Below are 26,926 nucleotides of genomic sequence, written 5' to 3'. Positions count from 1 at the left end.
TGGCCGCATACCTTTCAAGAGGTGCCCGATGGACGTTTCCGACCAGCAGACCACCCCCGACCACGCCGACGAAGACAGCGCGCGCCTGCACCAGCTCGGGTATGCGCAAGAGCTCAAACGGACGATGTCCGCGTTCTCCAACTTCGCCGTCTCGTTCACGATCATCTCGATCCTCTCCGGCTGCCTGACGCTCTACGGCTTCGGCATGAAGACCGGCGGACCCGCCGCGATGATCTGGGGCTGGCCACTGGTCGGGGTGTTCGTCATCCTGGTCGGCCTCGGCATGGCGGAGGTCTGCTCCAGCTACCCGACCGCGGGCGGCCTCTACTACTGGGCGGCGAAGCTGGCGCCGGACAAGTCCGGGCCCGTGTGGTCCTGGTTCACCGGCTGGTTCAACCTCATCGGGCAGATCGCGGTCACCGCCGGCATCGACTTCGGCGCGGCGCTGTTCCTCAACGCGTTCCTCGACCTGCAGTGGGGCTTCGAAGCGACGCCGGGGCACACGATCCTGCTGCTCGCGATCATCCTCGTGGTGCACGGCCTGCTGAACACCTTCGGCGTCCGGATCGTCGCGATCCTCAACAACGTCAGCGTGTGGTGGCACCTCATCGGCGTGCTGGTGATCGTCGGCGTGCTGGTCTTCGTGCCCGCCAAGCACCAGGACGCGTCGTTCGTCTTCGGCAGCTTCGTCAACCAGACGGGCTGGGGCTCGACCTTCTACGTCTTCGCGCTGGGGTTGCTGGTCGCGCAGTACACACTGACCGGCTACGACGCTTCGGCGCACATGACGGAGGAGACGAAGAGCGCGGCGACGGCCGGGCCGCGCGGCATCGTCATGTCGATCGTCGTCTCGCTCGTCGCGGGCTGGATCCTGCTGATCGGCCTGACGTTCGCGATCCAGGACTACGACGGCGCCGTCGGCTCGGCGACCGGCGTACCGCCCGCGCAGATCTTCATCGACGCCACCGGCGCGGTCACCGGCAAGTTCCTGCTGCTGATCTGCATCGGCGCGCAGCTGTTCTGCGGGATGGCGTCGGTGACGGCGAACTCGCGGATGATCTACGCGTTCGCCCGCGACGGCGCGATCCCGGGGTCGGGCTTCTGGCACAAGATCAACAAGCGCACGCAGACGCCGACCAACGCGGTGTGGCTCGGCGCGGGCGGCGCGCTGGTGCTGGCGCTGCCGTACCTGTGGAGCGCGACGGCCTACGCGGCGGTGACGTCGATCGCCGTCGTCGGGCTTTACGTGGCGTACGTGATCCCGGTGTTCCTGCGCGTGCGCCGCGGCGACTCGTTCGAGCCGGGACCGTGGACGCTCGGCAAGTGGGGCAAGCCGGTCGGCATCATCGCGACGATCTGGGTCGTGCTGATCTTCTTCCTGTTCATGCTGCCGCAGGTGTCACCGGTGACGGTGGATTCGTTCAACTACACGCCGATCGCGTTCCTGGTCGTGCTCGGCGGCGCGGCCCTGTGGTGGGTGCTCTCGGCCCGCAAGTGGTTCACGGGCCCGAAGGTCCAGGGCTCGGCCGCCGAGCTCGCCGCGGTGGAACAGGAGCTCAAGGAACTCGGCTGACGTCCGGCGTGCTTTCCGCTGCCGGGGAGCGGCGGCCGGGACGGACCACCGTCACGGCCGCCGCGCCCAGGGCGCCTACCCCCGCGAACGCGTAGAAGCCCCACGGGTACGCGATTCCGGCCGTCAGCAGCGCGCCGCCGAGGAGCGGGCCGGAGATCGCGCCGATCCGGCCGATGCCGGCCGACCAGCCGAGGCCGGTCGCGCGGATCGCGTCCGGGTAGATCCGGCCGATGTAGGCGTACACCAGCACCTGCGCGCTGAACACGAAGCAGCCGGTCAGGAACACCGCCGCGTACAGCCCGACGGCGGGCAGCTTCACGCTCAGCAGCGCGAGGAACACCGCGCCCGCGCAGAACCACGCGATCGCCGACGGCCGGATGCCGACGCGGTCGGCCACGCGCCCCGCGACGAGCAGCCCGACGATGCCGCCGACGTTCAGCGTCAGCAGCAGGCTCAGCGCCGCGCCGAGCGGGTAACCGGCCTGGCGCATGATCTCCGGCAGCCAGGTGTTCAGCCCGTACACCAGCAGCAGCCCCATGAACGACGTCACCCAGAACGCGATCGTCGCGCGCAGCAGGCCGCCGCGGAACAGCCCGGCGACGGCGTGCCCGGCCGACCGCTCGGTCTCGCGGACCCGCTGGAACGACTCGGACTCCGGCAGGAACTTCAGCATCAGCGGGATCAGCACGACGGCGGGAACGGCGCCGGCGACGAACATCGCGCGCCAGCCGAGCGGCGAGATCAGCACGATGCCCAGCAGCGCCGTCAGCACCGCGCCGACGTGGTAGCCGGTCATCACCGTGGTCGTCGCACTGCCGGACCTGCCCTGGCGCGCGTACTCCGTGACGAGCGTGATCGCCGTCGGCAGGCAGCCGCCGAGGCCCAGGCCGGCGACGAACCGCAGCAGCCCGAAGACGAACGTCGAGGGCGCGAACGCGCACAGCAGCGTGCACAGCGAGAACAGCGTCACGGAGATGATCAGCGACTTCCGGCGGCCGATGACGTCGGTGATGGTGCCGATGGCCAGCCCGCCGAGCATCATCCCGGCCAGCCCGACCGTGGAGACGACCGACGCCGTGCCGGGCGTCAGGCCCCAGACGTGGTCGCGCAGCAGCACGGGCAACACGGTGCCGAGCACGACCAGGTCGAACCCGTCGAGCAGGACGGCGGTCCAGGCCAGGGGCACGACCCAGGAGCGAGTGCCAGGGGACATGGGGAACCTCCGGATGTGCGTCGGTGCACGTGATCCGCACAGGTGTGCGTATTGCGCACAAGTATGCACACGAGGTACGACGTAATCCAGCTCACTTCCATTGGGCGGAAGCCGAGCGCAGGCCCGCTACCTGCGGGAAGATCACGCGAGTGGAAATCCTGACCCTGATGGGCGTGCTCGCGGGCTCACTGGCCCTGACCGCGCTCGCGCGGCGCTACAACCTCTCGGCGCCACTGCTGGTGGTGGTCGTCGCGCTCGGGGTCGCGCTGATCCCCGGCGTCCCGCGGTTCGAGCTGGAACCCGAGCTGGTGCTCACCGTCGTGCTGCCGCCGCTGCTCTATTCGACGTCACTGGAAAGCTCGCTGTCGCACTTCAAGAACAGCCTGCGGCCGATCGTGGCGCTCGGCGTGGTGCTGGTCGCGGTGACCGCGGTGGTCGTCGCCTTCGTCGTGCACCTGCTGCTGCCGGACGTGCCGTTCGCGTCGGCGCTGGTCCTCGGCGCGGTGGTGGCGCCGCCGGACGCGGTGACGGCGGTGGCGATCGGGCGCAAGCTCGGCCTGCCGCGGCGGCTGATGACCGTGCTGACCGGGGAAAGCCTGGTCAACGACGCCGCCGCGTTGACGCTCTACAAGGTCGCGCTCGCCGCGGTCGCGGGCACGGCGGGCTCGGCCGGGCACGGGTTCGCGGTGTTCGGCGTCGCGACCGTGCTCGGCATCGCGGTCGGCCTGGCGATCGGCGCGGCCGTCGTGCTGGTCCGGCGCCTGCTCGACGACCCGCTGATGGAGTCGGCGTTCGGGATCATCGTGCCGTTCGGCGCGTACGTCACCGCGGAGCACCTGCACCCGTTCGGGGCGGAGTTCAGCGGGTCCGGCGTCCTGGCGGTCGTCGCGGCCGGCCTCTACCTGGGCGCGCGCTCGCTGTACGCGTCCCCGGCGACGCGCATGCAGGACAGATCGGTGTGGGCGTCGATCGACGTCCTGCTGGAGGCGCTGGTGTTCGCGCTGATGGGGCTGCAGCTGCCGTTCGTGCTCGACGGCGCCCAGCACGCGGCGCGCGACAACGGGACGCTCGCGCTCGTCGCGGTGGTCGTGCTGCTGGTGACGATGGCGGTGCGGATCCCGGCGGTGTTCGTCTTCGCGTACCTGCCGCGGGCGATGCGGCTGTTCGGCCGCGGGCGCGCGGCCCCGCCGTGGCGGTCGCTGGCGGTGCTGTCGTGGACGGGCATGCGCGGCGTCGTGACGCTGGCCGCGGCGGCCGGTGTCCCCGCCGGCACGCCGGGACGTGAGGAGATCCAGCTGTTCGCGTACGCGGTGGCGATCGGGACGGTGCTGATCCAGGGGCTGACGCTGCCGCCGTTGATCCGGGTGCTGAAGGTGCAGGACCCGTCGGAAGCGTCGCGGGACGAGGCGGAGGAGCTGGCCGCGCGGGAGGTCGCGAAGAAGGCGGCGCACGACCGGCTGCGCGAGATCAGCCGCGAGCGGCTGGCCTCGCTGGACCTCCCGCCCGAGAAGGTCCAGCGGCTCAAGGAGCGGCTGGAACGGCTGATCGACACGCGCTACCGGTTCGCCGAAGCCACGATCAAGCTGTCGGGCGAGGACCGTCCCGGTACCCCGCAGGCCCAGTTCGCGAAGGCCCGCAAGGAGCTGCTGATCATCCAGCGCAAGGCGATGATCGAGGAGAACCGGGCGGGCCGCCTCGACGACGACGTCCTGCAGAAGGTGCTGCGCGAACTGGACCTCGAGGAAATGTCGGTGACGGCTACCCTCACGAACCGATTGAGCTGATGACCTCCCAGGTCCGCCGGCGTTCCGCGCTCGACCGCATCCCGGTCTGGGAGACGAGGACGTCGGTGGCGCCGGCGTCGTAGTAGCGCTGGAGCCCGGCGAGCACGGTCTTCTCGTCGCCGATGATGGCGAGGTCCGCCGCGTGGCCGACGCCTTCGACGTCGAGGATCCGCCGGTAGGACGGGATCTGGCCGTAGAAACCCATCTGCTCGACGGCTTTCGCGCGGACTTCGTCGGGTTCATCGGTGACGATGGCCGGGACGGCGGCGATGATCCGCTTGCCGGCCATGGCGGGCACGATCTGTTCGGAAAGCGCTCTCGGACCGGCGAGGAACGGCAGGGTCCCGTCGGCGAGCTCGGCGGTGACTTTCAGCGCTTGCGGCCCCATCGCGGCGACGATGACCGGGATGTCCTTGCCGCCGGCCACAGTGGACGGTCCGAGTGGCTTCGCCTGGACGGTTTCGCCCTGGAAGTCGACGGCTTCCCCGGCGAAGACCTGCTTCAGGACGGTGAGGTACTCGCGCAGGTGCCGGATGGGCGGCGGGTACTCGACGCCGTAGACGGGACCGAGGAAGCCTTTCGAGCCGAGCCCGATGCCGAGGGTGAAGTTCCCGTGGGCGGCGGCTTGCGCGGTTTGCGCGGCACTGGCGACGAGCAGCGGGTGCCGAGGATAGGTCGGGACGACGGAGGTGCCGACCTCCAGGCCGGGATTTTCCCGCCCGGCCAGCGCGGCGACGGCGATGGCGTCTTGGCTGAGGGGCAGCTGCGAGAACCAGACGGACTTCAGCCCGGCCTCGGCGGCTTGCCGGGCTTGGGTGAGCAGCTCGTCAACGAGGTTGGGGGCGGCGTCGGTGTCGCCGGCGGGGAGCGTGACTCCGATGGTCATGAACCCAAGCTAGCGAGGGCCGCCACCGGTTTCCGGCTTCCCAAGAATTGAGAACCCGTGCTCTCGGCAGCGCGCACGGCGAGCCCCCTCGCCCCTCCGTGCGCGCCGCCGGCCCCCACCCCCAGCGGTAGAACAGTGGCAGGGTGGCTGTACAGGATCGGCACATCCGGCGAACATCGACTGGTCACGCGATGCGTACGGGGAGGAATGTCGTGGAGTTCCTGCTCCTCGGCCCGGTCGAGGTCCGCTCGGGCGCGGCCCACCTGCGGCTGACCTCGGAGCGGCAACGCGCGCTGCTCGCCGCCCTCCTGCTGGCCCCGGGCGTCGTGTGTCCACCGCATCGGCTCATCGAGCTGATCTGGGGCGAATCGCCGCCACGGTCGGCGGCGGCGAATCTGCGGACCCACGTCGGCCAGTTGCGCCGGCAGCTCACCACCTTGGACGGCGGTGCCCGGCGGATCCACGCTCGGGCCGGCGGCTACTCGATCGAAGTCCGGCCGGACGAGCTCGACGTCGACCGGTTCGACGGGCTCGCGACCGCGGGACAGCGTGCGCTGGTCGACGGCGACGACGAGCGCGCCGCGGAAATTCTCCGCCGGGCCACGGCGCTTTGGCGGGGCCGGCCGCTGGCCAACCTGCCCGTCACCCCGGCGATCGACGGCGAGGTCCAGCGACTGACCGAATCCTGGCTCGCGGTCGTCGAGCACCACTGCCGTGCGCGCCTCAACCTGGGCGCGTGCGCGGAGGTGGCCGGGGAACTGCGCCGGCTGGTCGTCGAACACCCGCTGCACGAACGGCTCTGGGCACTGCTGATGCTCGCGCTGGCCGGTGCCGGGCAACAGGCCGCGGCGCTCGACGCCTACGACACGATCGGCAGCAGACTCGCCGGCGAGCTGGGTACCGAACCGGGACCAGCCCTGCGTGAAGCGCACTTGGCCGTGCTGCGGCAGGAATCCGTCCCCGTCACTTCACGACCGCGGCCCGCACAGCTTCCCCGGGCTTCCGCCGGTTTTCGCGGGCGACAAGCCGAACTGCTGGCGCTCGACCGCCTGCTCCCCGGCGGTGCCGGCCCGCGCCTCGGCGTCGTCGTCGGGACCGCCGGTGTCGGCAAGTCGGACCTGGTGACCCAGTGGGCGCACCGTGTCCGTGACCGCTTTCCCGACGGGCAGCTCTACGCCGACCTCCGCCGTACGACCCCGCCCGGCCCGATCCTCCGGAGGTTCTTGCGGGCCCTGGGCGTCGCGCCGCGGCAGATCCCGGAGGACCTCGACGAGGCCGCGGCGTTGTACCGGTCCGTGCTGGCGGACAAGGCCGTGCTCTGCGTTCTCGACGACGCCCTGGATCCCGGTCAGATCCGGCCGTTGCTGCCGGCCGCACCGAACTGCTCGGTCCTGGTGACCAGCCGCAGCCGGCTCGACGAGCTTGTCGCCTTCGACGGCGCCCAGCGCGTCACGGTGGACGTCCTCGACGCGGCCGACGCGGTGGCCGTGCTCGCGGCCGCGATCGGTCCCGAACGCGCGGCCCGGGAACCGGCGGCCACCGACGAGCTGGCCGAGACGTGCGCGCGGCTGCCCATCGCCCTTCGCATCAGCGGCGCCCAGCTCCGGCACCGGGTGGGTCGCCGGGTCGCCGACCACCTCGCCGAAGTGCACGCCCACGGTGTGCTCGACAGCCTGACGACCGACGGGGAGACCAGCGCCGTCCGGCTCGCCTACGACCTTTCCTACGACGCGCTCGACGCCGGGAGCCGTCGCGTGTTCCGGCTGCTCGGCCTGGTTCCCGGTCCGGACACCACCGTGGCCGCGGCCGCCGCGCTGACCGGCGACCCGGCCTCGGCCGTGGCCCGGCGCCTGGAGCGGCTGGCCCTGGCCCACCTCGTCCAAGAGCACGCGCCGGGCCGTTACCGCCTGCACGACCTGCTCCACCGGTACGCCGCCGAACGTGCGGAACTCGACTGCACCGAGGACGAACGGGACACGGCGACGCTCGCCCTGCTCGACCACTACCTCGGCCGCGCCACCGCGGCGGCCGCCCTGCTGCACCCGTTCGTCCTGCGCCGGCACGTACCGCGGGCGGACCGGACCACGTTCGACGGCGAAGAAGCCGCCCGAACGTGGCTGAGCGGCGAAGTCCCCAACCTCGTCGCGGCGATCCGCCACGCGCACGACCACGAGTACCACGAACTGGCGTGGCAGCTCGTCGAGGCCCTTCGTGGGCACAGCATGAACACGTGGCTCCCGGAGGGACTGGAGCTGGCCCGGATCGGGCTTGAGGCCGCCACCGCTACGCAGCGAGCGGACCTGCGGGCCGCCGCGCACAACAACCTCGCGGCCAACCACGCGCTCCGCTACGACTTCGCGCCCGCCACAACGCACTTCGAAGCAGCGCTGCGGCTCTACCGCGACTTGGGCTTCCAGCGCGGGGTGACCGGCGTGCTGGAGAACCTGGCCACCCTCTACCTGGTCACCGGCGATCTCGACCGGGCGGGGACGCTCTTCGCGGAAGCCGGCGCGCTCGAACCGGCGCGGAACCCGATCTGCTTGCGCAACCTCGGCGTCCTGCACGAGTACCGCGGCCGGCTGGCCGAAGCGAGCGCGATCCACGCCGCGCACGCCGCCGAGACGGGCAGTGCCGATGACCTGATTCTGCTCGCCCGCGTGCGCGCCCGCGGCGCCGACTACGAGAAGGCTTTCTCCGCCGCGGAAGCCGCCGCCGAGCGCGCGCGGCGCTCGAACGAACGCTGCGCCGAGAGCCATGCGCTCGCCGTGCTCAGCAGGATCCACGCCGGCACGGGCGACGCTTCACAGGCCATTCGCCTCGCGGAGGAAGCACTCGAACGGGGGCGCGGAATCGGCGACCCCGGCGCCGAAATCGCCGGGCACACCGCACTCGCGGTCAGCGGCATCGCCGGCGGTCACCACCAGCGCGCGCTGCTCAGCGGTCACCACGCACTCCGCCTCGCCCGCCGGACCGGCACCCGCTTCGAGGAATGCGAAGCACTCATGACCATCGGGCGTATTCACGAGGCCGCCGGAGCGCGGGAGCAAGCCGACCACTACCTCGGCGTGGCCCGGCAGCTCGCGGAAACCCACGGCTACCACGGCCTCCTGGACCAAGTGGCCGTCGACCGCCGATCCTGATCCCCACGTCGCCCGCCTGTGCAAGCGCTTCCGCATCGCGGACACCGCCGCTCCCAGGACTTGAGAACCCGAGCGCGATTCCCGGGATTCGCCCACCCTGTCCTGCATCCCGCTCACGATCTTCAGGAGAGCCCATGTCGCTGACCGAAGTCATCGAAGGCACCCGCAAGGCCGTCGACGCCGACCCGCACAACGCCGCCGTCTCCTTCTCCGTCTCGAACACCCTCAAGACCGGCACCCGGACCGAAGTCCACGTGAACGTCCGGGACCACAGCTTCACCGTCGACGAGCCGCCCGCGCTCGGCGGGACCGACCAGGCCGCCAACCCCGTCGAATACGCCCTCGCCGCCCTGGGTTCCTGCCAGGTCATCACCTACCAGTTCTGGGCGGCGAAGCGCGGCATCCCGCTCGACTCCGTCAAGGTCACCGTCGACGGCGACCTCGACCTCCACGGCTTCTTCGGCTTCTCCTTCAACACGCGCCCCGGCTTCGGGGACGTTCGCGTGTCCGTCGAGCTCGAAGGGCCGGCCAGCCGGGAGCGCTACGAAGACCTCAAGCGCGAGGTCGACGAACACTGCCCGGTGCTCGACCTCTTCCGCAACGAGACGCCGGTCAGCACGAAACTGACTTAGACGAACTCGTGCCGCACGATCGTCTGGTCGCGGCCCGGGCCCACGCCGATCGCCGAGATCCGAGCGCCTGACAGCTCTTCCAGGCGCTCGACGTACGCGCGCGCGTTCGCCGGGAGCTCCTCGAACGTGCGGCACGCCGAGATGTCCTCGAACCAGCCCGGGTGCTCTTCGTAGATCGGGATCGCGTGGTGCACGTCGGTCTGCGTCATCGGCATGTCCGGCGTGCGGAAGCCGTCGACCTCGTACCCGACGCACACCGGGACCTTCTCCAGGCCGGACAGCACGTCCAGCTTCGTGAGGAAGTAGTCGGTGATGCCGTTGACACGCACCGCGTACCGCGCGATCACCGCGTCGAACCAGCCCGTGCGGCGCGAGCGGCCCGTCGTCACGCCGAACTCGCCGCCCTGCTTGCGCAGGTACTCGCCGGACTCGTCGTGCAGCTCGGTCGGGAACGGGCCCGAGCCGACGCGGGTCGTGTACGCCTTGAGGATGCCGAGCACCGTGGTGATCCGGCCCGGGCCGATGCCCGACCCCGCGCTCGCGCCGCCGGACGTCGGGTTCGACGACGTCACGAACGGGTACGTGCCGTGGTCGACGTCGAGCAGCGTGCCCTGCGATCCCTCCAGCAGCACGGTTTCGCCGCGCTCGAGGGCCTGGTTGAGCTGCAGCCGCGTGTCGGCGATGCGGTGCGCGAACTTCTCGCCCGCGGCCAGCACCTCGTCGGCGACCTCGTTCGCGTCGAGGGCCTTGCGGTTGTAGACCTTCACCAGCACCTGGTTCTTGAACTCCAGCGCGGCTTCGACCTTCTGGCGGAAGATCTTCTCGTCGAGCAGGTCCTGCACGCGGACGCCGACGCGGGCGATCTTGTCCTGGTAGCACGGGCCGATGCCGCGGCCGGTGGTGCCGATCTTGCGGCTGCCGAGGTACCGCTCGGTGACTTTGTCGATGGCCACGTGGTACGGCATGATCAGGTGCGCGTCGGCCGAAATCAGCAGCTTGGACGTGTCGACGTCCCGCGCTTCGAGGCCGGACAGCTCATCGAGCAGCACGCCCGGGTCGACCACCACGCCGTTGCCGATGACGTTCGTCACGCCCGGCGTCAGGATGCCCGAAGGGATGAGGTGCAGGGCGAAGTTCTCGCCGTTCGGCAGGACGACCGTGTGACCGGCGTTGTTGCCGCCCTGGTAGCGGACGACCCACTGGACGCGGTCACCCATCAGGTCGGTGGCCTTGCCCTTGCCTTCGTCTCCCCATTGGGCACCGATGAGCACGATGGCCGGCATGTGACACTCCAGGTGTTCGACGACTGAGGTTTAGTGTCCCGGACGGACACCGGTGGCGCTGACGAAATGCCGGTGCATGACTGTAACGGAGGACCTGCGGGTGCGCGGAATCGTGGTGGCCTGTGGCGACGGCGCGGCCGGCTTCGAAGAAGTCGACGACGTCGAATCCGTCCGCGTGCCCAGCCGTCCCGGCAAGGCGGAAATCGACCCCTTGCTGGGCGAACACGATCACCTGGTCGTGTCCGGCACGGACGCGGACCTCGCCGCGGTCGTCCTGCGCCTGCTGCGGAAGGACGCGCTCTCCGGCGTGTCGGTCGGGTACGTGCCGTCGTCGCCGGACTCGTCGGTCGCCGCGCTCTGGAACCTCCCGAAGACGCCGCTGCAGGCCGTCGCGCTCGCGCTGCGCGGCGAGGTCGACCCGGTGCCACTGATCCGCGACGACGTCGGCGGCGTGCTCGTCGGACGCGGCGAGCTGCGGCTGGTCCGCGGGGTGGCCTACGCCGACGAGCAGGTGGCGCTGCGCGGGCCCGCCTCGTCGGTGGAGGTGACGCCGGACCCGGGCGGGCCCGGCCTGGCGATCCGCGTCGTGAAGGGGACCATCTTCAAGCGGCCGACGACGTTCTACGCGCGCGCGTTCCAGATCGGGTGCATCCCGACGCGGCCCGTCAGCGACGACGTCGTCCACGAGCGCGCGGTGAACAAGTGGACCTGGTACCGGCACACCCAAGACCTTCGGCTGGTCCGCGGACCAGCCTGACCTGCTAGTTTCACGGTCGAGTGAGCCTGCGGCAACGCAGCGTTCACCAACGGGCAGCAACATGTCACCTATACGTGTTGCACACGCCACTCAGGTGTATCAGGGTTAGCTGTCCCCACACCTGAACCGGAGGCAGCAAAATGCCAACCAGGCGTGCTGTTCGTCATTCGTTCACCATCCTCGCGGCCACCGCCGTGCTCTCCGGGACGCTGGTCAGCGTCGCCGAGGCCACCCCACCGGGCATCCCTTCGGCGTCGACGGCGAAGACCGAGCTCGCGTCCCTGACCGTCAAAGCCGACGGTTCGCAGACCGGCTACAGCCGGGACAAGTTCCCGCACTGGATCGACCAGGGCGGCGGCTGCAACACCCGTGAAGTGGTGCTCAAGCGCGACGGCACGAACGTGGTCACCGACTCCAGCTGCGCGGCGACGTCCGGCAGCTGGAAGAGCCCGTACGACGGCGAGACCTGGACGGCCGCGTCCGATGTGGACATCGACCACGTCGTGCCGCTGGCCGACGCGTGGCGCACCGGCGCGTCGTCGTGGACGACCGCGCAGCGCCAGGCGTACGCGAACGACCTCACCGACCCGCAGCTGATCGCCGTGACGGACAACGTCAACCAGGAGAAGGGCGACAAGTCGCCCGACCAGTGGAAGCCGCCGCTCACCAGCTACTGGTGCACCTACGCGAAGATGTGGGTCGCGGTGAAGTACAAGTTCAAGCTGACGATCAACACGGCGGAGAAGTCGGCGCTGACGGACATGCTCGGCCGCTGCTGACCGCTGTCAAGAGCGAATGCTTGCGGTGTCAGGGATTGGGACCGCGGTTCGCCTGGTGGGACGGCCTTCAGCGCGTGGTTAGCGTCGCTCATCGAAGACGCAACCGCTCCCCGCTGGAGGCCGTCCGGTGTCCCCACTCTTCCGCGCCCGCAACGCCGCGGCCCTGCTCGCCCTGCCCGTGCTGCTGACCGCCTGCTCCGCCGCCGGCACCGAACAAGCCGCCTCCGGGCCCCCGAAACTCGGTGGCACGCTCCGGCTCGGCATCTCGTCCGCGCCCGACTGCATCGACCCGCAGCAGGCCGCCACGAACGCGTCCATCAACGTCGGCCGCCAGCTCGTCGACTCGCTCACCGACCAGGACCCGAAGACCGGCGAGATCAAGCCGTGGCTGGCCGAGAAGTGGGAGATCAGCGCCGATTCGACGGCGTTCACCTTCCACCTGCGCGCCGGCGCGACCTTCTCCGACGGCAGCCCCGTCGACGCCGCCGCCGTGAAGACCAGCTTCGACGCCATCAAGGCCCTCGGCACGAAAGCCCAGCTCGGCTACGGCTACCTCGCCGCGTACAAGGCGTCCACGGTCGTCGACCCGCAGACTGTGCGCCTCGACTTCTCCGCGCCCAGCGCGCAGTTCCTGCAGGCCAGCTCGACGATGTCGCTCGGCCTCCTTGCGCCGGCGGCGTTCAAGAAGACGCCGGAGCAGCGCTGCCAGGGCAACGGCCTGATCGGCTCCGGGCCGTTCGTCTTCGAAAGCCTGAAGCAGAACCAGGAGATCGTCCTGGCCAAGCGCAAGGGTTACGCCTGGGGTTCGTCGCTCTTCAAGCACCAGGGCGAGGCCTACCTCGACAAGATCGACTACAAGATCGTGCCCGAGCCCGGCGTCCGCACCGGCAGCCTCGCCTCCGGCCAGCTCGACGCCGCCACCGACATCCAGCCGGTCGACGAGCCGCAGTTCGCCGGCAACGGCTTCAGCGAGAACATCCGGCCCAACCCCGGCGTCGTGTTCAACCTGCACGCCAACACGACACGCGGCGTGCTCGCCGACGAGAAGGTGCGCCAGGCCGTGCTCAAGGGCGTCGACCGCGCCGAGGTCGTGAACACCGTGCTGACGCCGAGCTACAAAGCCGCCACGAGCATCCTCGGCTCGGCAACACCGCTGGTCAGCGACCTTTCGCAGCAGCTCGCGTACGACCAGAAGGGCGCCGCGGCGCTGCTGGACGGCGACGGCTGGGTGCCCGGTCCCGACGGCATCCGCGTCAAGAACGGGCAGCCGCTGAGCGCGTCCGTCGTGTTCTCGCCGGTGTTCAACCAGAACCGCAGCGTGCTGGAGCTGATCCAGCAGCAGCTCCGCAAGATCGGCTTCGACCTGCGGATCGAGCAGCACACGACGGCCGAGACCACGCAGATCCAGCTGGCCGGCAACTACGACTTCCTCTGGTACAACGTCACGCGCGCCGACCCGGACATCCTGCGCGGCCAGTTCTCCACCAAGGCCGGCAACCGCAGCAAGCTGACGCCGGGCAATCCACTCGACGTCGCCCTCGACGCGCAATCGTCCACTGTGGACACTGCCAAGCGCAAACCGTCCGCCGACGAGGTGCAGAAGCTGATCATCGACCACGCCTACGCGGTCCCGGTGTTCGAGCTGACCCAGGTCGTCGCGCTCAGCTCGAAGGCGCACGCCGTCGACTTCGAAGCGTCGTCGCGGCTGCAGCTGTTCGACGCGTGGCTGTCGTGAGGCGCTACCTCCTCCGCCGCGTCGGGCAGGCGGTGTTCGTGCTGTGGGCGGCGTTCACGCTGTCGTTCCTGATCCTCTACCTGCTGCCGGGTGACGCCGTTTCGGCGAAGCTCGCGAGCAGTGACGCAGGATCGGCGGCCACGCCCGAGCAGCTCGCCGCCGCCCGCGCGGAGTACGGCCTCGACTCGCCGTTGCCCGTCCAGTACCTGAAACGGCTGGTCTCGGCCCTGCACGGCGACTTCGGGCGCAGCGTCGCGACCGGCGACGAGGCGTCGCACATGGTCGTCACGGCGTTGCCGCCGACGCTCGCCGTCACCGGCCTGGCGCTGGTGTTCGCGGTGCTGTTCGGCGGCGGGTCGGCGTTCCTCGGCACGTTCACCCGGTTCCGCTGGTTGCGGCAGGCGCTGCTGTCCCTGCCTTCGCTGGCGATCTCGCTGCCGCCGTTCTGGGTCGGGCTGCTGCTGATCCAGTTCTTCTCGTTCCGCCTGCGACTGCTGCCGGCGCTCGGCACGCAAGGCTTCTCCGCCGTGATCCTGCCCGCGATCACCCTGGCCCTGCCGACCGGCGCGATCATCGGGCAGGTGCTGGCCAAGAGCCTGGCGACGCAGCAGGAGGAGCCATACGCGGAGATCGCGGCGGCCAAGGGCGCGAGCCGCTGGCGCGTCCACTTCGGACACTTGCTGCGCAACGCGGCCGTGCCGACGTTGACCGTCGCCGGTGTGGTGGCGGGCAACCTCGTCGCGGGGTCGGTGATCACCGAGACGGTGTTCTCCCGCGACGGCGTCGGCCGGATCACCGCGGCCGCCGTCACCGCGCAGGACGTCCCGGTCGTGCAGGCGGTGATCGTGCTGGCCGCGCTGGTGTTCGTGGTGCTCAACCTGGTCGTCGACCTGCTGTACCCGCTGCTCGACCCGCGCATCGCCCGGACACCGGAGGTGGCCCGTGGTTGACCTCGCCCAGGCTCCCAAGCCGCACTTTCACGTGAAAGTGCGGATCCCGCCCGGGCTCGTGCTCGCGGTGGGGGTGCTGGCATTCGTGCTGCTCGCGGCGTTCGTGCCGGGGCTGCTGACCGGGTACGACCCGATCACCGGCGTCCCGGCCGAGCGGCTGCAGGGGCCGTCACTGCAGCACTTGTTCGGCACCGATGAGACCGGCCGGGACGTCTACGCGCGCGTGATCCACGGCGCGTCGCTCTCGCTGCGGGCGACCGCGATCGCCGTGCTCGTGGCACTGGTCGCGGGTTCGGCGCTCGGCCTGCTGGCCGGGTTCCGCGGCGGCTGGGCGGACACGGTGATCATGCGGGTCGTCGACGTCTTCCTGGCCATCCCGCCGATCCTGCTGTCGCTGGCCCTGGTCACGGCGCTGGGCTTCGGCACGACGAACGTCGCGATCGCCGTCGGCATCGCGAACCTGGCGTCCTTCGCGCGGGTCATGCGCGCGGAGGTGCTTCGCGTGCGGAACGGCGTGTTCGTCGAAGCGGCACGAGCTTCGGGAGTGCGCTGGTCGGGCGTGCTGCTGCGGCACGTCCTGCCGAACGCGGCGGGCCCGGTGCTGGCGCTGGCGACGCTCACGCTCGGCACGGCCGTGCTCGAGGTGTCGGCGTTGAGCTTCCTCGGTTTCGGCGCGACGCCGCCGACGCCGGAGTGGGGCTCGCTCGTCGCGGGCGGGCGCAGCCTCCTGGCCACCGCGTGGTGGATGACGACGTTCCCGGGGCTGACAGTCGCGGCGGTGGTCCTCGCCGCGAACCGGCTGTCCCGCGCGCTGGACGGAGGAGATCGATGACCCTGCTGCGGATTTCGGACCTGGCCGTGTCGTACCAGGGGGTGCCGGCCGTGCGTGACGTCGGGTTCGACGTCGGCGCGGGCGAAGTGGTCGCCGTCGTCGGCGAATCGGGCTCGGGCAAGTCGACGACGGCGCACGCGGCGATCGGCCTGCTCCCACGCGGCGGCCGCGTCGACGGCGGCTCGATCACCTTCGACGGCCGCGATCTGCTTTCGCTGTCGTCCCGCCAGTGGCGTTCGGTGCGCGGCCGCGAGATCGCGCTGGTGCCGCAGGACCCGGCGGTGTCGCTGAACCCGGTGCACCGGGTCGGCGACCAGGTCGCGGAGGTGCTGAAGATCCACGGCCTCGCGGACCGGCGCACCGCGTCGCTGGAGGCGATCTCGTTGCTGGAGCGCGCGGGCGTGCCTCAGCCGTCTTTGCGCGCCCGGCAGTACCCGCACCAGTTGTCGGGCGGGTTGCGCCAGCGCGTACTGGTCGCGTCGGCGCTGGCCGGGCGGCCGAAGCTGATCATCGCGGACGAGCCGACGTCGGCGCTGGACGTCACGGTCCAGCGGCGGATCCTCGACCACCTGACGTCCTTGGCTGCCGACTCCGGGACGGCGATCCTGCTGATCACGCACGACCTCGGCGTCGCGGCCGATCGCGCGTCGCGGATCGTGGTGCTGTCGCAGGGTTCGGTCGTCGAGGAGGGTTCGTCGGTGGTGAGCGCGCCGACGCACCCGTACACGCAGCAGCTGATCGCGGCGGCGCCGAGCTTGTCGAGCACGCTGCGTCCACCGGCGCCGGCTGCCGAGCCGCTGGTGTCGGTGCGGGACCTGGCGAAGACGTTCGACGGCGGAATCCGCGCGGTGGACGGGGTCTCGTTCGACATCCCGCGCGGCCAGACGCTGGCGTTGGTGGGCGAGTCGGGTTCGGGCAAGTCGACGACGGCCCGTCTTCTGCTGCGGTTGGAAACGCCGTCGGCCGGCTCGGTTTCGTTCGACGGCCAGGACATCACTTCCCTCGGCGGCGAAGAGCTGCGGCGACTGCGGCGGCGGATGCAGGTCGTGTACCAGAACCCGTACGCGTCGCTGAACCCGAAGTTCTCGATCGAGGACGTCGTGGCGGAGCCGCTGCGAGCGTTCAAGCTTCCGCGCACGCGGGTCCCTGAGCTGCTCGATCAGGTGGCGTTGCCCGCGTCGGTGGCGCGCCGGAAGCCGGCGGAGCTGTCGGGCGGGCAGCGCCAGCGAGTGGCGATCGCGCGGGCGCTGGCGTTGCGGCCGGATCTCGTGGTGTGCGACGAACCGGTGTCGGCGCTGGACGTTTCGGTGCAGGCGCAGATCTTGGCGTTGCTGGCGGATTTGCAAGCCGAACTCGGGTTGTCGTACCTGTTCATCTCGCATGACCTGGCGGTGGTGCGGCAGCTGGCGGACCAGGTGGGCGTGATGCGCTCGGGCAAGCTGGAGGAGCTGGGACCGGTGGCGCAGGTGCTGGAGGAGCCTCGGGCGGAGTACACGAAGGAACTCCTGGCGGCGATTCCCGGGCGGTCGGCCCAGAGGGTGGGCTGAGACAGAAACCGGACAGGATCGGCGGTGAGTGCTTTTCCCACCGCGCCGGGCGACGTATGGTCTGGACCATGCGGAGGATCGGCGTGGCCTTCGTGGCCTTGGTGCTGATGATTTCGGGTGCGGTGCCGGCTTCGGCCGCCGCCGGACGCAGGGTTGTCGTCTACTACCAGACCATCTACAACGGCTCCGCCTACGTCTCGCCGCTTCCCCTGCGCGACGCCGGGGCCACGGACGTCATCGTCGGCGCGATCCACCTCGACCCGAACAGCGTCGTCCACCTCAACGACGATCCCCCGAACGCCGCCAAGTTCACGCGGATGTGGCAGGATCTCGCCACCCTGCGCAGCCAGGGCGTGCACGTCCTCGCTTTCGTCGGCGGGGCCGCCGCCGGCAGCTTCCAGCGGCTCGAGACCCAGTTCGACACCTACTACCCGTTGCTGCGGAACCTCATCCGCACCTACTCGCTCTCCGGCATCGACCTCGACGTCGAAGAGCACATGTCGAACGCCGCCCTCACCAAGCTGATCGACGCGCTGCGCGCCGACTTCGGCAGTTCGTTCCTGATCACCCTCGCCCCGGTCGCCACCGAACTCAGCGGCGGTGGCGGGCTCTCGGGCCTCAATTACGACACCCTCTACCGCGACCGCGGCGCGCAGATCTCCTGGTTCAACGCGCAGTTCTACTGCGGCTGGGGCTCCCTGAGCAGCACGTCCGGGTACGACAACATCATCCGCCGCGGGATCGTGCCCGCGAGCAAGGTCGTCGCCGGGACGGTCACGAACCCCGCCAACTGCAGTGGATACGTCGCCATGTCGACCCTCCAGTCGACCGTACGAAGCCTCAAGAGCAAGTACGCGGACTTCGGCGGCATCGACGGCTGGGAGTACTTCAACTCCCTGCCCGGCGGGACGTCGGCGCCGCAGCAGTGGGCGCAGCAAATCGCTCCGGTCGTCAAGGGCTGAGCAGTACGCTCGGGTGGTGCGCATCCTCTTCACGTGCCGCCCGGCCTACGGCCACCTGTTCCCGTTGCTGCCGCTGGCGAACGCCGCGAAAGCAGCCGGCCACGACGTCGTCTTCGGCACCGGAGAGGCCTTCGTGCCCAAGGTGCGTGACCTCGGCTTCGACGTCCACCACGCGGGCATCTCGATCGGCGAGGCGGAGGCCGAAGCCAAGAAACGGCACGGTGAGGACGCCGCGTTCATGGACGTCGGCATCACGATGTTCGCCGAGCTGCTGCCGCGGTCGCTGCTCGACGACCTGACGCCGCTGCTCCCGGAACTGCGTCCGGACCTGGTCGTCTACGAGATGAGCGACGTCGGCGCCGGGATCGCAGCCCGCCGGGTGGGCATCCCCGCCCTCGCGGTCGTGATCGGGCGGTCGATGCCGCCGGAGCTCATGGCCGTCGCCGCCGAACGGCTGCGGCCGCTCTGGGGCACGCTCCCCTCGGACGCCCTCTTCGGCGACGCCTGCGTCGACGTCTGGCCCGACAGCGTCCGCGACCCGGGCACCGCCGCCGTGCCGACGGTGTTCCGGATGCGCCCGACGCCGTACGACCCCGACGTCCCGCTGCCGCCCCTGCCGGAAGACGGCTTCGTGTACCTGACGCTCGGCACGGTGGTCTACGGCGCGACGGACGTCCTGCGCGGCGCCATCCGCGCGCTGTCGAACCTCGACGTCGACGTCCTGGTCGCGCTGGGCCCCGGCGACCCCGCCGCGCTCGGCCCACTGCCGTCTCGCGTCCAGGTCGCGGGGTTCGTCCCGCAGGCCGAGGTGCTGAAGCACGCGGGACTGGTGGTGCACCACGGCGGCACCGGGACAGTGCTCGCCTCGCTCGCGGCGGGTCTGCCGCAGCTGATCCTGCCGCAGGGCGCCGACCAGTTCGCCAACGCCGAGACGCTTTCCACCCTCGGCGCCGCCCGCGCGCTGGTCGGCGACGAGGTCCGCATCCCCGCGATCGAGGCGGCGGCGCGCGAACTGCTCACCGACCCTAAGCCTGGCGAGATCGCGCGGGGCATCGCGGCCGAGATCGCGGAAATGCCGCCGGTCGAGCAGGTCCTGGCCGAGGTGGTGGCCTGGTGTCGTGAGTGAGAAACAGTGTGCTAACCCTGTTTTTCACTCACGAGGGCCAGGATCTCGCGGGCCACGGCGTCGTTCTGACGGAAGCTCGACGCGTTCGTGCGGGGCCGGGTGAACGCCGCCGCCGAGCGGGCGCTCGTGTGCGGGCCCACCGCGAACCGGTGCGGGTGCGGGCGGCCGGTGCCGTCGAGCAGGCGGGAGTCCGATACCCGCGTGTGGATCCGGCCCGACGGCAGCAACGCCCCCGTCACCGGGTCCGCCACCGTCTCCTCGGCCAGTTCGCCCGCGTCACGCAGCTGCCGGAGCAGGCCGTCGGCCGCGCGGGTCACGCTCGGGCCCGGGAGCCGCGCCTCGACGAGCGTCCGCGCCGACACCGTCCCCGGGTAGCTGGCGGTGGTCGCGACGAACGCACCGCCGTCGGTCGTCACCTGCATTTCGGCGCCGGCGAAGGTGACCACGCCGGCTTCGTGCAGCGCCAGCAGCTCCTCCAGGCGACGCGGTGGCGGGCCGCTGGCGTAGTACGAGAAGAAGCCGTGAAACCAACCGTCCATATCGGACACTTGAGAAGACGCGTCCAGTCGTCCTTTTTGGACCAGCACCGGCAGCTGGCCGTACACCGACAGCAACGCCATGAAGGCGCCCAGGTCGGCGCTGAACTCCTGGTCCGCCCGGCGCGCGAGGTCGGCTTCGATGTACTCGCGCAGCTCCTTGCCGAACTCCTCCGCCGTGCCGAATCGACGGCCGCGCAGAGGCCGGTCCAGGCGGTCGAGGTCGAGGCGGTCGGCCTCGGCGGGCACCGCTCGCGCGACGAGGTCGCGCATGCCCGGTGAATCCCACGGCAGGTCGGCGAAGGCGTCGGCGAACACCGCGAAGTCCAGCCGCACCCGGTCGGGGTGCCCGGTGAACAGCTCGCTGTAGTAGCCCCAGGCCAGTTCCTTCGCGATCAGCGGCCAGACGTCCGTGCGGAAGTCGAGCGCCTCGCCGGCCAGGCCGTCCATGGCGTAGGCGTCGAAGAACCTGGGCAGCCGCAACGGTTTCCCGCGCAACCGGTAGCCGATCTTCGCGTGGTAGGGCACCCCGCGCCGCGAGCCGACGTGCAGCACCGGCTCGGCGCCGCTCGGGTGGTAGCGCAGGCCACCGGTCTCGAGCTCTTCGAAGCGGCCGCCGCGGCCCTCGGTGAGCAGCAGCATCAGGTCGACGAACGCCAGCCCGAACCCGCGCACCAGCACGGTCTCGCCCGGCGCGATGCCGGAGTAGTCGACGTCGGCGGTGTAGCCGGCCGGGTAATAGGCGAGCCCGTGCCGCGCGGCGAACGTGACGAGCTCGCGCTCCCGCTCGTCCGGCTCGGCGTCGAGGTGCCCGACGGTGAAGACGACGGCGTCCGCGCGCACGGTCGTGCCGTCGGACAGGCTGACGTCGTTGCCGTCGACGCCGACCGCCCGCGCGGCGTGCTCGACGACGTCGATGCCGTCGGGCAGGTCGGCGAGAACCGTGCGGTAGAACCAGGTCAAATAGGCGCTCTGCAGCCGCCGGGTCGGGAAGTCGAAGCTGTCGAGGGCGGTCAGCTCGGCGACGACGTCGGGCGGGACTTCGGCGTCGAGCGCGCCGTCACGCACCTTTCGCGCCCACTCCAGCAGCGTCGGCCCCGGCCGGACCGGGCCCGCCATCTTCACCGACTCGTCGGTGAACATCGTGACGTCCTCGGGCATGGAGTTCATCCGCAGCAGCGGCGACTGGTCGTAGCGCCACACACGGCCGGGCCCCGGCGGGAACGGGTCGATCAGGTGCACCTCGAGCCGCCGGTCGCGCGGCAGGTCCGCGTTCGCGCCGAGCCGCTCGAGGACGCCGACCCCCCGGGGTCCGGCGCCCACGACAGCGAGGGTGAACGGCGCGCGATCGGCCACGCGACCGAAGCTACGCGCGGGATCCGGCGCCGGACGTCCTTCCCATACTCCGGAATTCCGGGAATAAAACCAAACACTCCGGCGAGCGGCGCCGAATCCCCGGCACGACGGCGAGAGGAGCGGAATTGTCCGTAGTCCACCAAGGCGCCGCGGCCTTCGAAGCAGTCCTTCAACTGCGAAGACTTGGCCGCTGAAATAGGTCCGCCGCACCGCGTCCACACCGCGCAGGACGTGGTCGGCACCCTGCTCAGGGGCAACTGGGCGATCTTCGCGCACGAATGGGCCGATCCGGACGGGATCGACCCGAAGCACTGGCGGGACGTCGTCGAGGCCGCGTCGGAGGCGGCCGGGGTCGACGTCGAGTTCGTGGTCATCCCGCGCCGGTCCCTGACCGTCGTGTTCAACCGGGCCGCCCCGCCCACCTTCGAGCAGGTCCGCGCGTCGATCGAGGTGATCGAAGCGAACCGGCGCTAGTTCCACCCTGCGGACTCCGTTGCCGCGTTCTTTCGCGAGGCGTAGCTCTGGCCTTACCGACGTGAGAGAGATGGGCCAGCGGCGCGCAGCGCCTCGATTGAGGGCGGCGGCGGGGGCATGGATGGAGGACGGAATGCCGGTCGAGTTCCTGGGCATCGGGGGCACGCACGACGGGTCGGAGACGCACGCCCGGTCGGGTGGGGTGTTCGACAAGGAGTACACGCTGCGCCTGGCCCGCGCGCACGAGGACTTCGGCTGGGACCGGGTCCTGTTCGCCTACGGCTCCGGCTCGCCGGACCCGGCGCAGGCGGCCGCGTACGTCGCCACGAAGCTCGAAAAACTGCAGATCCTGCTCGCGCACCGCCCGAACGTCTCGTACCCGACGTTCGCGGCGAAGACGTTCGCGACGCTCGACCAGATCTCCGACGGCCGCCTGACGGTCCACTTCATCACCGGCGGCAACGACCACGAGCAGCAGCGCGAAGGCGACTACCTCACGAAGGACCAGCGCTACGCCCGGACGCGCGAAGCCATCCAGATCATCAAGAAGGCGTGGACGTCGGACGAGCCCTTCGGCTTCGAAGGCGAGTACTACCGCTTCGCCGACTACGTCTCCGACGTGAAGCCGGTGCAGCAGCCGCGTCCCGGCGTGTCGTTCGGTGGCTCGTCGCCGGCCGCGTACGCCGCCGGGGGCGCCGAAGCGGACATCTACTGCCTGTGGGGCGAGCCGCTGGCCCAGACCGCGGAGCAGATCGAGTCGGTGAAGGCCGCGGCGCTGGCGGCCGGCCGCACGGACGTGCCGCGGATCCAGGTCGCGTTCCGGCCGATCATCGCGCCGACCGAGGAGCTGGCCTGGGAAAAGGCGTACGCGACGGTCGGGGCGATCAAGGACCGCACCAAGGGCGGCCAGCCGCTGACCCGGCGGCACAAGCTGACCGAGCCGGAGAACACGGGCTCCCAGCGGCTGCTCGCGGTAGCGGCCCGGGGCGAGCGGTTCGACCGCGCGCTGTGGACCCCGACGGCGGCCGCGACGGGCGGCGCGGGCAACTCGAACGCGCTGGTGGGAACGCCGGAGACGGTGGCGCAGGCGTTGCTGGACTACTACGACCTGGGCGTCGAGATCCTGTCGGCGCGGGGCTACGACATGCTCGGCGACACGATCGACTTCGGGCGGTACGTGATCCCGATCGTCCGGGAAGAGGTGGCCAAGAGGGACGCCGAGCGGGCCGCGCAGACCACGAGGACCCCGGCGGAGGACGCCCTGGCCGTCGACGGCTGACCCCGCCACCTGCGCAAACCCAGTAGCCACCTCGCGAACGCGAGGTGGCTACTTTTGCCTCTGGTCCTCCGCCCATCGGGTACGGAATGATCCATTGGTGACTCCTGGGCGACCGGCCAGACACTGCGGGCTATCGTCTGACGCGTCCAGGAAAGCTCCGTGACACCTTGGATACCGGCGAAAGAACCTAGAGATTTACCAACAGTCACGGGACACTGGCTGAGGTAACTCACGTACCGTGACTGCCTCATGACCGACCGGTCCTTTTCGTCACCATCGGTCATACGAGGGGCACGGTCTGCACAAGAGGTCGGGAGAAAGCGCATGGCAGCTCCGCGGGATCGCGTCACGTTCCGCGAGGTGTTCGGGATCGCCGAGTTCCGCGCGCTGTGGTTCGGGGAACTGCTCTCGATCACCGGGGACCAGCTGGCCAGGGTCGCGCTGTCCATCCTTGTCTTCACCGCCACCGGCTCGGCCACGCTGACCGGCCTCACCTACGCCCTGACCTTCGCTCCCTCGCTGCTCGGCGGCATCTTCCTGACCGGCCTCGCCGACCGGTTCTCGCGCCGGACCGTGATGGTCGCCGTCGACCTCGTGCGGGCCGGGCTGATCCTGCTCGTCGCCATCCCGTCACTGCCGTTCTGGGTGGTCTGCGTCTTCGTCGCCGGCGTCTCGCTGCTCAACCCGCCGTTCAAGGCCGCGCAGCTCGCGCTGCTGCCGCAGATCCTCGAAGGCGACCGGTTCGTCGTCGGCATGGGCGTGCGGACCATGACCGTCCAGACGGCGCAGCTGCTCGGGTTCGCCGGCGGCGGCGCGCTGCTGCTGGCGCTCGACCCGCACGTGGCCCTCGTGCTCGACGCCGTCACGTTCCTGCTGTCCGCCGCCTTCGTCCGGTTCGGCGTGCGGGCCCGGCCGCCGGCCGCGAACGCCGAGAAGCGGAAGTCCTTCTTCGCCACGATCGGCACCGGGGGCCGGGTGGCGTTCGCCAGCCCCGCGCTGCGGGCGCTCGTCCTGTTCACCTGGCTGATGGGCCTGCTGCCGGTCTACGAGGGGATCGCCGCGCCGTACGTCTCGTCGGCGGGCGGCGGCCCCGAGCTCGTCGGGCTCCTGCTCGCGGCCGACCCGGTGGGCAGCGTCCTCGGCACGTTCGTCTTCACGCGGTGGGTGCCCGCCGCGGCGCGGCCGAAGCTGATCGGGCCGCTGTCGGCGCTGTGCGCGGTGCCGATGCTGGTCGGCTTCGCGCAGCCGAACCCGTGGGTGTCGATCGCCCTCTTCGTCCTGTCCGGCGCGTTCGGCTCGGTCGCGCTGCTGCAGGCGACGGCGTCGTTGACGCTCGCGGTGCCGGACGAGAACCGCGCGCAGACCATGGGCCTGTCGAACACGGGGTTGACGACGATGCTCGGCGTCAGCCCGCTCATCGGCGGTGTGCTGACGGACTTCGTCGGGGCGCAGACGACCGTCGGCATCTTCGGCGTTGCCGGATTGATACTTACGGTGCCGCTCGCGCTGGCGTGGCGGCGGTCACGGCTTTCGGGGGCGGGCGAAGGCGGGCATGACTTTGAGACCCAGCGCGCCGAACACGCCTGAGCACGCTCGACACGCTGGTTTCGTCATCGCGACCTTGCGGCGCGGCTCCGGCTCACTGATCTCTGGAACGCATCGCTGGCCACCCTTCGATCCGGCGTCCCGGAAAATGTACACACCTAAGGCCCTTGTGGACAGACGGCAAACGGGCTGAAACTGTCCGTGAGTGGTTCATCACCACCACCGAGCGCAAGGGTTTGGGGGAAAAATGGTCACATTGGGGGAACGGTCTGGACAAGGCGTGATTTCTGGTGTTGCGGGCTGGGCGCTGTGGCGGCGGCCGCCCCGCTGGATCGCTGTCACGCTCGCGGCGATCGCAGTGCTGGTGGGCTGGACGGCCGTCGCCACGGTCACCACCACGATCACGCTGAAGCACCTGGGCATCCTCGGCCTGCTGGGCGCGCTCGCCCTGGCGCAGACCGAGGTCAGCCGTCGGATCGAGCGCCAGCGGCGCATCCTGAGCGACGGTCCGCACATGAACATGACGTCGGTGTGGCTGCTGCCCGCCGCGCTCCTGCTGCCGACGCAGCTGGTCACCTTGCTCGGGGTGACGCTGTACGTCGGCCTGGCGCTGCGCAGCTGGTCCGGCACCCGCCCCGGCCAGCCGCACCGGGTCGCCGCGAACGCCACCAGCGCGACGCTGTCGGCCTGCTCGGCGGGGCTGGTCACGCACTTCTCGACGGGGCTGAGCGTCCCCGCCGTCACGCTCGCCGTGGCGGTGTACTTCGTGGTCAACGCGGCCCTCACCGGCCTCGGTCTCTACCTGGCCAACCCGGAGGAAGCGACGGTCGAGAGCTGCCTCGGCGGCATGGACGACAACCTCCTCGAGCTGTCCACGCTGTGCGTCGGCGGGCTGCTGGTGATGGTGCTCGGCCAGGAGCCGCTGCTCTCGGTGCTGGTCATCCTCCCGCTGTACGTGCTGCAGCGGTCGGTGCTGATCAAGCGGCTCGAGGAGCTGGCCACCACCGACCAGAAGACCCAGCTGCTCAACGCCACGACCTGGCAGGACGGCGCGCAGCGCGAGATCTCGCGCGCCGAGCGCGACAACGGCAGCTTCGGCGCCATGATGATCGACCTCGACCACTTCAAGCGGATCAACGACACCTACGGGCACCTCGCGGGGGACGACGTGCTCAAGGCGGTCGCCGCCGTGGTCAAGCAGGAGACGCGCGCGCACGACCTGGTCGGCCGGTTCGGCGGCGAAGAGTTCGTCGCGCTGCTGCCGTCGACGTCCAAAGAGGACGCGATCGTGACCGCGGAACGGATCCGGCAACGGGTCAGCGAGCTGATCATCAGCACGAAGACCAACGAAGGCGCCGCCGTCGACATCGAACGCCAGACGGCGTCGATCGGCGTCGCCGCCTACCCGCTCGACGGGTCGTCGATCGAGGAAGTGATGGCGTCCGCCGACGCGGCCGTGTACGCGGCCAAGCACGGCGGACGGAACCGGGTGGTGGGGTCCGCGGAAGCGGCCCTCGCCGCGGCTTAGCGCAGCCGGTCGATGACGTCGCTCGCTTTCGTCTGGAGGCGAGCGACGCCGCCGACCGTGAATTCGGTGAGCAGGTCGATCAGGGCTTCCTGGTCGGGCGGCTCGCCGTCCCACGTCGCCTGCACCAGTGACTCCGTCATCGCGAAGAAGAGCGTGACGAGCGCGCGGTCGGCGCGGCCCGAGTCGATGCCGTGCGCCGCCCACCGCTTGCGGGCGGCGCCGGCGTAGACGACGGCCAGCCTCTCCCGCAACCGGGTGAGAGCGGGGTCGCCCGCGCGCTCGGCCGCGCGGAGCACGCCGTAGGCCTCCGGGCTGTCCGCGACGAAGGTGACCATGTTGGCGTAGTTGGCCCGCGCCCAGGCCCGCAGGCCGGGCTGCGGGTCGGTCACCGACGGGCCCGCGACGGCGGCGAACGCCTGCTCCTCCGTCACGGCCACGACCTCGGAAAACAGCGTCGCGCGGTCACCGAACTGCTCGTAGACGGCCTGGCGGGAGACGCCGGCTTCGCGCGCGATCTGCTCGATCGTCGCGCCCTGCATCCCGTGCTGCGCGACGACCTTCGCCGTCGCGTGCAGGACGCGGGCGCGCTGCTCCCCGACCGGGAGCTTGCGCGGCCGCCCGCGCGGAGCCGGGCTCGACATGGTGGTCCACCTCACGTGATTCTTTTCCGACACCTCTGTCCAAAAAGGTGTTCCCCGCGCACTGCCCCTGCTCGACGAGGAGCAAGCACGCGTATCTTCCCTCGCCGCGACAGCGTCGTCGTCACCGACTACGAAGGGCTCGGCACGCCGGGCGACCACACGTACGTCAACCGCGCGGCGGAGGCGCACGCGGTGCTCGACGCGATTGAAGGGCGCGTACGCGGGCGCCGCTCAACGCGCGCGGCAAGCAGCTGTTCGAGCAGGTCCGGACCGAGTGCACGGTGGAGGCGATCGCGGCGCGCGCGTTCACGCGGTCGTCGACGTCGACGACCGACGACCCGCTGGGCCCGGGACCGCGCGGTCCCGGG

The 26,926-nt window shown here is 70.6% G+C and carries 21 protein-coding genes; 16 read left to right on the top strand and 5 right to left on the bottom strand.

The annotated features are described in order from the left end of the window. Positions 1–28 precede the first annotated feature (28 nt). Positions 29–1,573: an amino acid permease gene (locus ABFJ78_RS03925; protein WP_436384251.1), complete on the top strand. Its 1,545-nt coding sequence runs from the start codon at positions 29–31 to the stop codon at positions 1,571–1,573. Here the strand turns inward: ABFJ78_RS03925 and ABFJ78_RS03920 are convergent. Beyond that, positions 1,557–2,786, bottom strand: a complete 1,230-nt coding sequence (locus ABFJ78_RS03920) for an MFS transporter (protein WP_436384250.1) — start codon at positions 2,784–2,786, stop codon at positions 1,557–1,559. The two genes, ABFJ78_RS03925 and ABFJ78_RS03920, sit on opposite strands and share 17 nt — an antisense overlap. Before the next feature lie 149 nt (positions 2,787–2,935). Between ABFJ78_RS03920 and ABFJ78_RS03915 the strand changes: the two genes are divergently transcribed. Beyond that, on the top strand, positions 2,936–4,570 hold the full coding sequence (locus tag ABFJ78_RS03915; protein WP_436384249.1) for a Na+/H+ antiporter: 1,635 nt from the start codon (positions 2,936–2,938) through the stop codon (positions 4,568–4,570). Here ABFJ78_RS03915 and ABFJ78_RS03910 read toward each other — a convergent pair. Next, positions 4,551–5,456 (bottom strand): TIGR03564 family F420-dependent LLM class oxidoreductase, encoded by a 906-nt coding sequence (locus ABFJ78_RS03910; RefSeq protein ID WP_436384248.1) that lies wholly within the window; start codon positions 5,454–5,456, stop codon positions 4,551–4,553. The genes ABFJ78_RS03915 and ABFJ78_RS03910 overlap by 20 nt on opposite strands. A 212-nt stretch (positions 5,457–5,668) precedes the next feature. Between ABFJ78_RS03910 and ABFJ78_RS03905 the strand changes: the two genes are divergently transcribed. After that, on the top strand, positions 5,669–8,596 hold the full coding sequence (locus ABFJ78_RS03905; protein WP_436384247.1) for a BTAD domain-containing putative transcriptional regulator: 2,928 nt from the start codon (positions 5,669–5,671) through the stop codon (positions 8,594–8,596). Positions 8,597–8,730: 134 nt separating this feature from the next. Continuing rightward, positions 8,731–9,228 (top strand): OsmC family protein, encoded by a 498-nt coding sequence (locus tag ABFJ78_RS03900; RefSeq protein WP_436384246.1) that lies wholly within the window; start codon positions 8,731–8,733, stop codon positions 9,226–9,228. Here ABFJ78_RS03900 and ABFJ78_RS03895 read toward each other — a convergent pair. After that, positions 9,225–10,511 (bottom strand): adenylosuccinate synthase, encoded by a 1,287-nt coding sequence (locus tag ABFJ78_RS03895; protein ID WP_436384245.1) that lies wholly within the window; start codon positions 10,509–10,511, stop codon positions 9,225–9,227. The two genes, ABFJ78_RS03900 and ABFJ78_RS03895, sit on opposite strands and share 4 nt — an antisense overlap. Positions 10,512–10,587: 76 nt before the next feature. On the opposite strand from ABFJ78_RS03895, the gene ABFJ78_RS03890 reads away from it, so the two are divergent. The 8 genes from ABFJ78_RS03890 (at position 10,588) to ABFJ78_RS03855 (ending at position 19,199) form a co-directional block, all read left to right on the top strand. Then, a complete protein-coding gene (locus ABFJ78_RS03890) occupies positions 10,588–11,268 on the top strand; it encodes a hypothetical protein (protein ID WP_436384243.1) in 681 nt (226 codons plus the stop codon). A 140-nt stretch (positions 11,269–11,408) separates the two neighbouring features. Continuing rightward, positions 11,409–12,047, top strand: a complete 639-nt coding sequence (locus ABFJ78_RS03885; protein WP_436384241.1) for an HNH endonuclease family protein — start codon at positions 11,409–11,411, stop codon at positions 12,045–12,047. 127 nt (positions 12,048–12,174) lie between these two features. Next, entirely contained in the window at positions 12,175–13,782 is a 1,608-nt protein-coding gene (locus ABFJ78_RS03880) for an ABC transporter substrate-binding protein (RefSeq protein WP_436384240.1), read from the top strand. Next, positions 13,779–14,732 carry an ABC transporter permease gene (locus ABFJ78_RS03875; protein ID WP_436385378.1) on the top strand — a complete coding sequence of 318 codons (954 nt, stop codon included), beginning with the start codon at positions 13,779–13,781 and terminating at the stop codon, positions 14,730–14,732. Before ABFJ78_RS03880 ends, ABFJ78_RS03875 begins: the two co-directional genes overlap by 4 nt. 43 nt (positions 14,733–14,775) lie before the next feature. Next, positions 14,776–15,564: an ABC transporter permease gene (locus ABFJ78_RS03870; RefSeq protein ID WP_436385377.1), complete on the top strand. Its 789-nt coding sequence runs from the start codon at positions 14,776–14,778 to the stop codon at positions 15,562–15,564. Further along, the gene (locus ABFJ78_RS03865; protein WP_436384239.1) at positions 15,561–17,111 is read left to right on the top strand and encodes a dipeptide ABC transporter ATP-binding protein; all 1,551 of its coding nucleotides are present in this window, start codon (positions 15,561–15,563) and stop codon (positions 17,109–17,111) included. The genes ABFJ78_RS03870 and ABFJ78_RS03865 overlap by 4 nt, the downstream gene beginning before the upstream one ends. A gap of 68 nt (positions 17,112–17,179) precedes the next feature. After that, entirely contained in the window at positions 17,180–18,073 is an 894-nt protein-coding gene (locus tag ABFJ78_RS03860) for a glycosyl hydrolase family 18 protein (RefSeq protein ID WP_436384238.1), read from the top strand. Positions 18,074–18,089: 16 nt separating this feature from the next. Further along, positions 18,090–19,199, top strand: a complete 1,110-nt coding sequence (locus ABFJ78_RS03855; RefSeq protein ID WP_436384236.1) for a glycosyltransferase — start codon at positions 18,090–18,092, stop codon at positions 19,197–19,199. A gap of 11 nt (positions 19,200–19,210) precedes the next feature. On the opposite strand, the gene ABFJ78_RS03850 is transcribed toward ABFJ78_RS03855, so the two are convergent. After that, positions 19,211–21,091 (bottom strand): FAD/NAD(P)-binding protein, encoded by a 1,881-nt coding sequence (locus ABFJ78_RS03850; protein ID WP_436384235.1) that lies wholly within the window; start codon positions 21,089–21,091, stop codon positions 19,211–19,213. A gap of 183 nt (positions 21,092–21,274) precedes the next feature. Here ABFJ78_RS03850 and ABFJ78_RS03845 point away from each other — a divergent pair, with 183 nt between their 5' ends. The 4 genes from ABFJ78_RS03845 to ABFJ78_RS03830 all read left to right on the top strand — a co-directional run bounded on the left by ABFJ78_RS03845 (position 21,275) and on the right by ABFJ78_RS03830 (position 25,917). Next, positions 21,275–21,565, top strand: coding sequence for a hypothetical protein (locus tag ABFJ78_RS03845; protein ID WP_436384233.1), 291 nt, complete (start codon positions 21,275–21,277; stop codon positions 21,563–21,565). A 133-nt stretch (positions 21,566–21,698) separates the two neighbouring features. Beyond that, complete coding sequence (locus ABFJ78_RS03840; RefSeq protein ID WP_436384232.1) at positions 21,699–22,844, top strand: LLM class flavin-dependent oxidoreductase; 1,146 nt, start codon at positions 21,699–21,701, stop codon at positions 22,842–22,844. Between the two features lie 324 nt (positions 22,845–23,168). Beyond that, positions 23,169–24,431, top strand: coding sequence for an MFS transporter (locus ABFJ78_RS03835; protein ID WP_436384230.1), 1,263 nt, complete (start codon positions 23,169–23,171; stop codon positions 24,429–24,431). A gap of 322 nt (positions 24,432–24,753) precedes the next feature. Then, on the top strand, positions 24,754–25,917 hold the full coding sequence (locus ABFJ78_RS03830; RefSeq protein WP_436385376.1) for a GGDEF domain-containing protein: 1,164 nt from the start codon (positions 24,754–24,756) through the stop codon (positions 25,915–25,917). Here the strand turns inward: ABFJ78_RS03830 and ABFJ78_RS03825 are convergent. After that, complete coding sequence (locus ABFJ78_RS03825; protein WP_436384228.1) at positions 25,914–26,558, bottom strand: TetR/AcrR family transcriptional regulator; 645 nt, start codon at positions 26,556–26,558, stop codon at positions 25,914–25,916. The genes ABFJ78_RS03830 and ABFJ78_RS03825 overlap by 4 nt on opposite strands. Between the last annotated feature and the right edge of the window lie 368 nt (positions 26,559–26,926).

The sequence above is a fragment of the Amycolatopsis sp. MEPSY49 genome, from assembly GCF_051337345.1.
Lineage (GTDB): Bacteria > Actinomycetota > Actinomycetes > Mycobacteriales > Pseudonocardiaceae > Amycolatopsis.
Note: the sequence above shows the minus strand (reverse complement) of the source record. Positions and strands in the feature narration are given on the sequence as shown.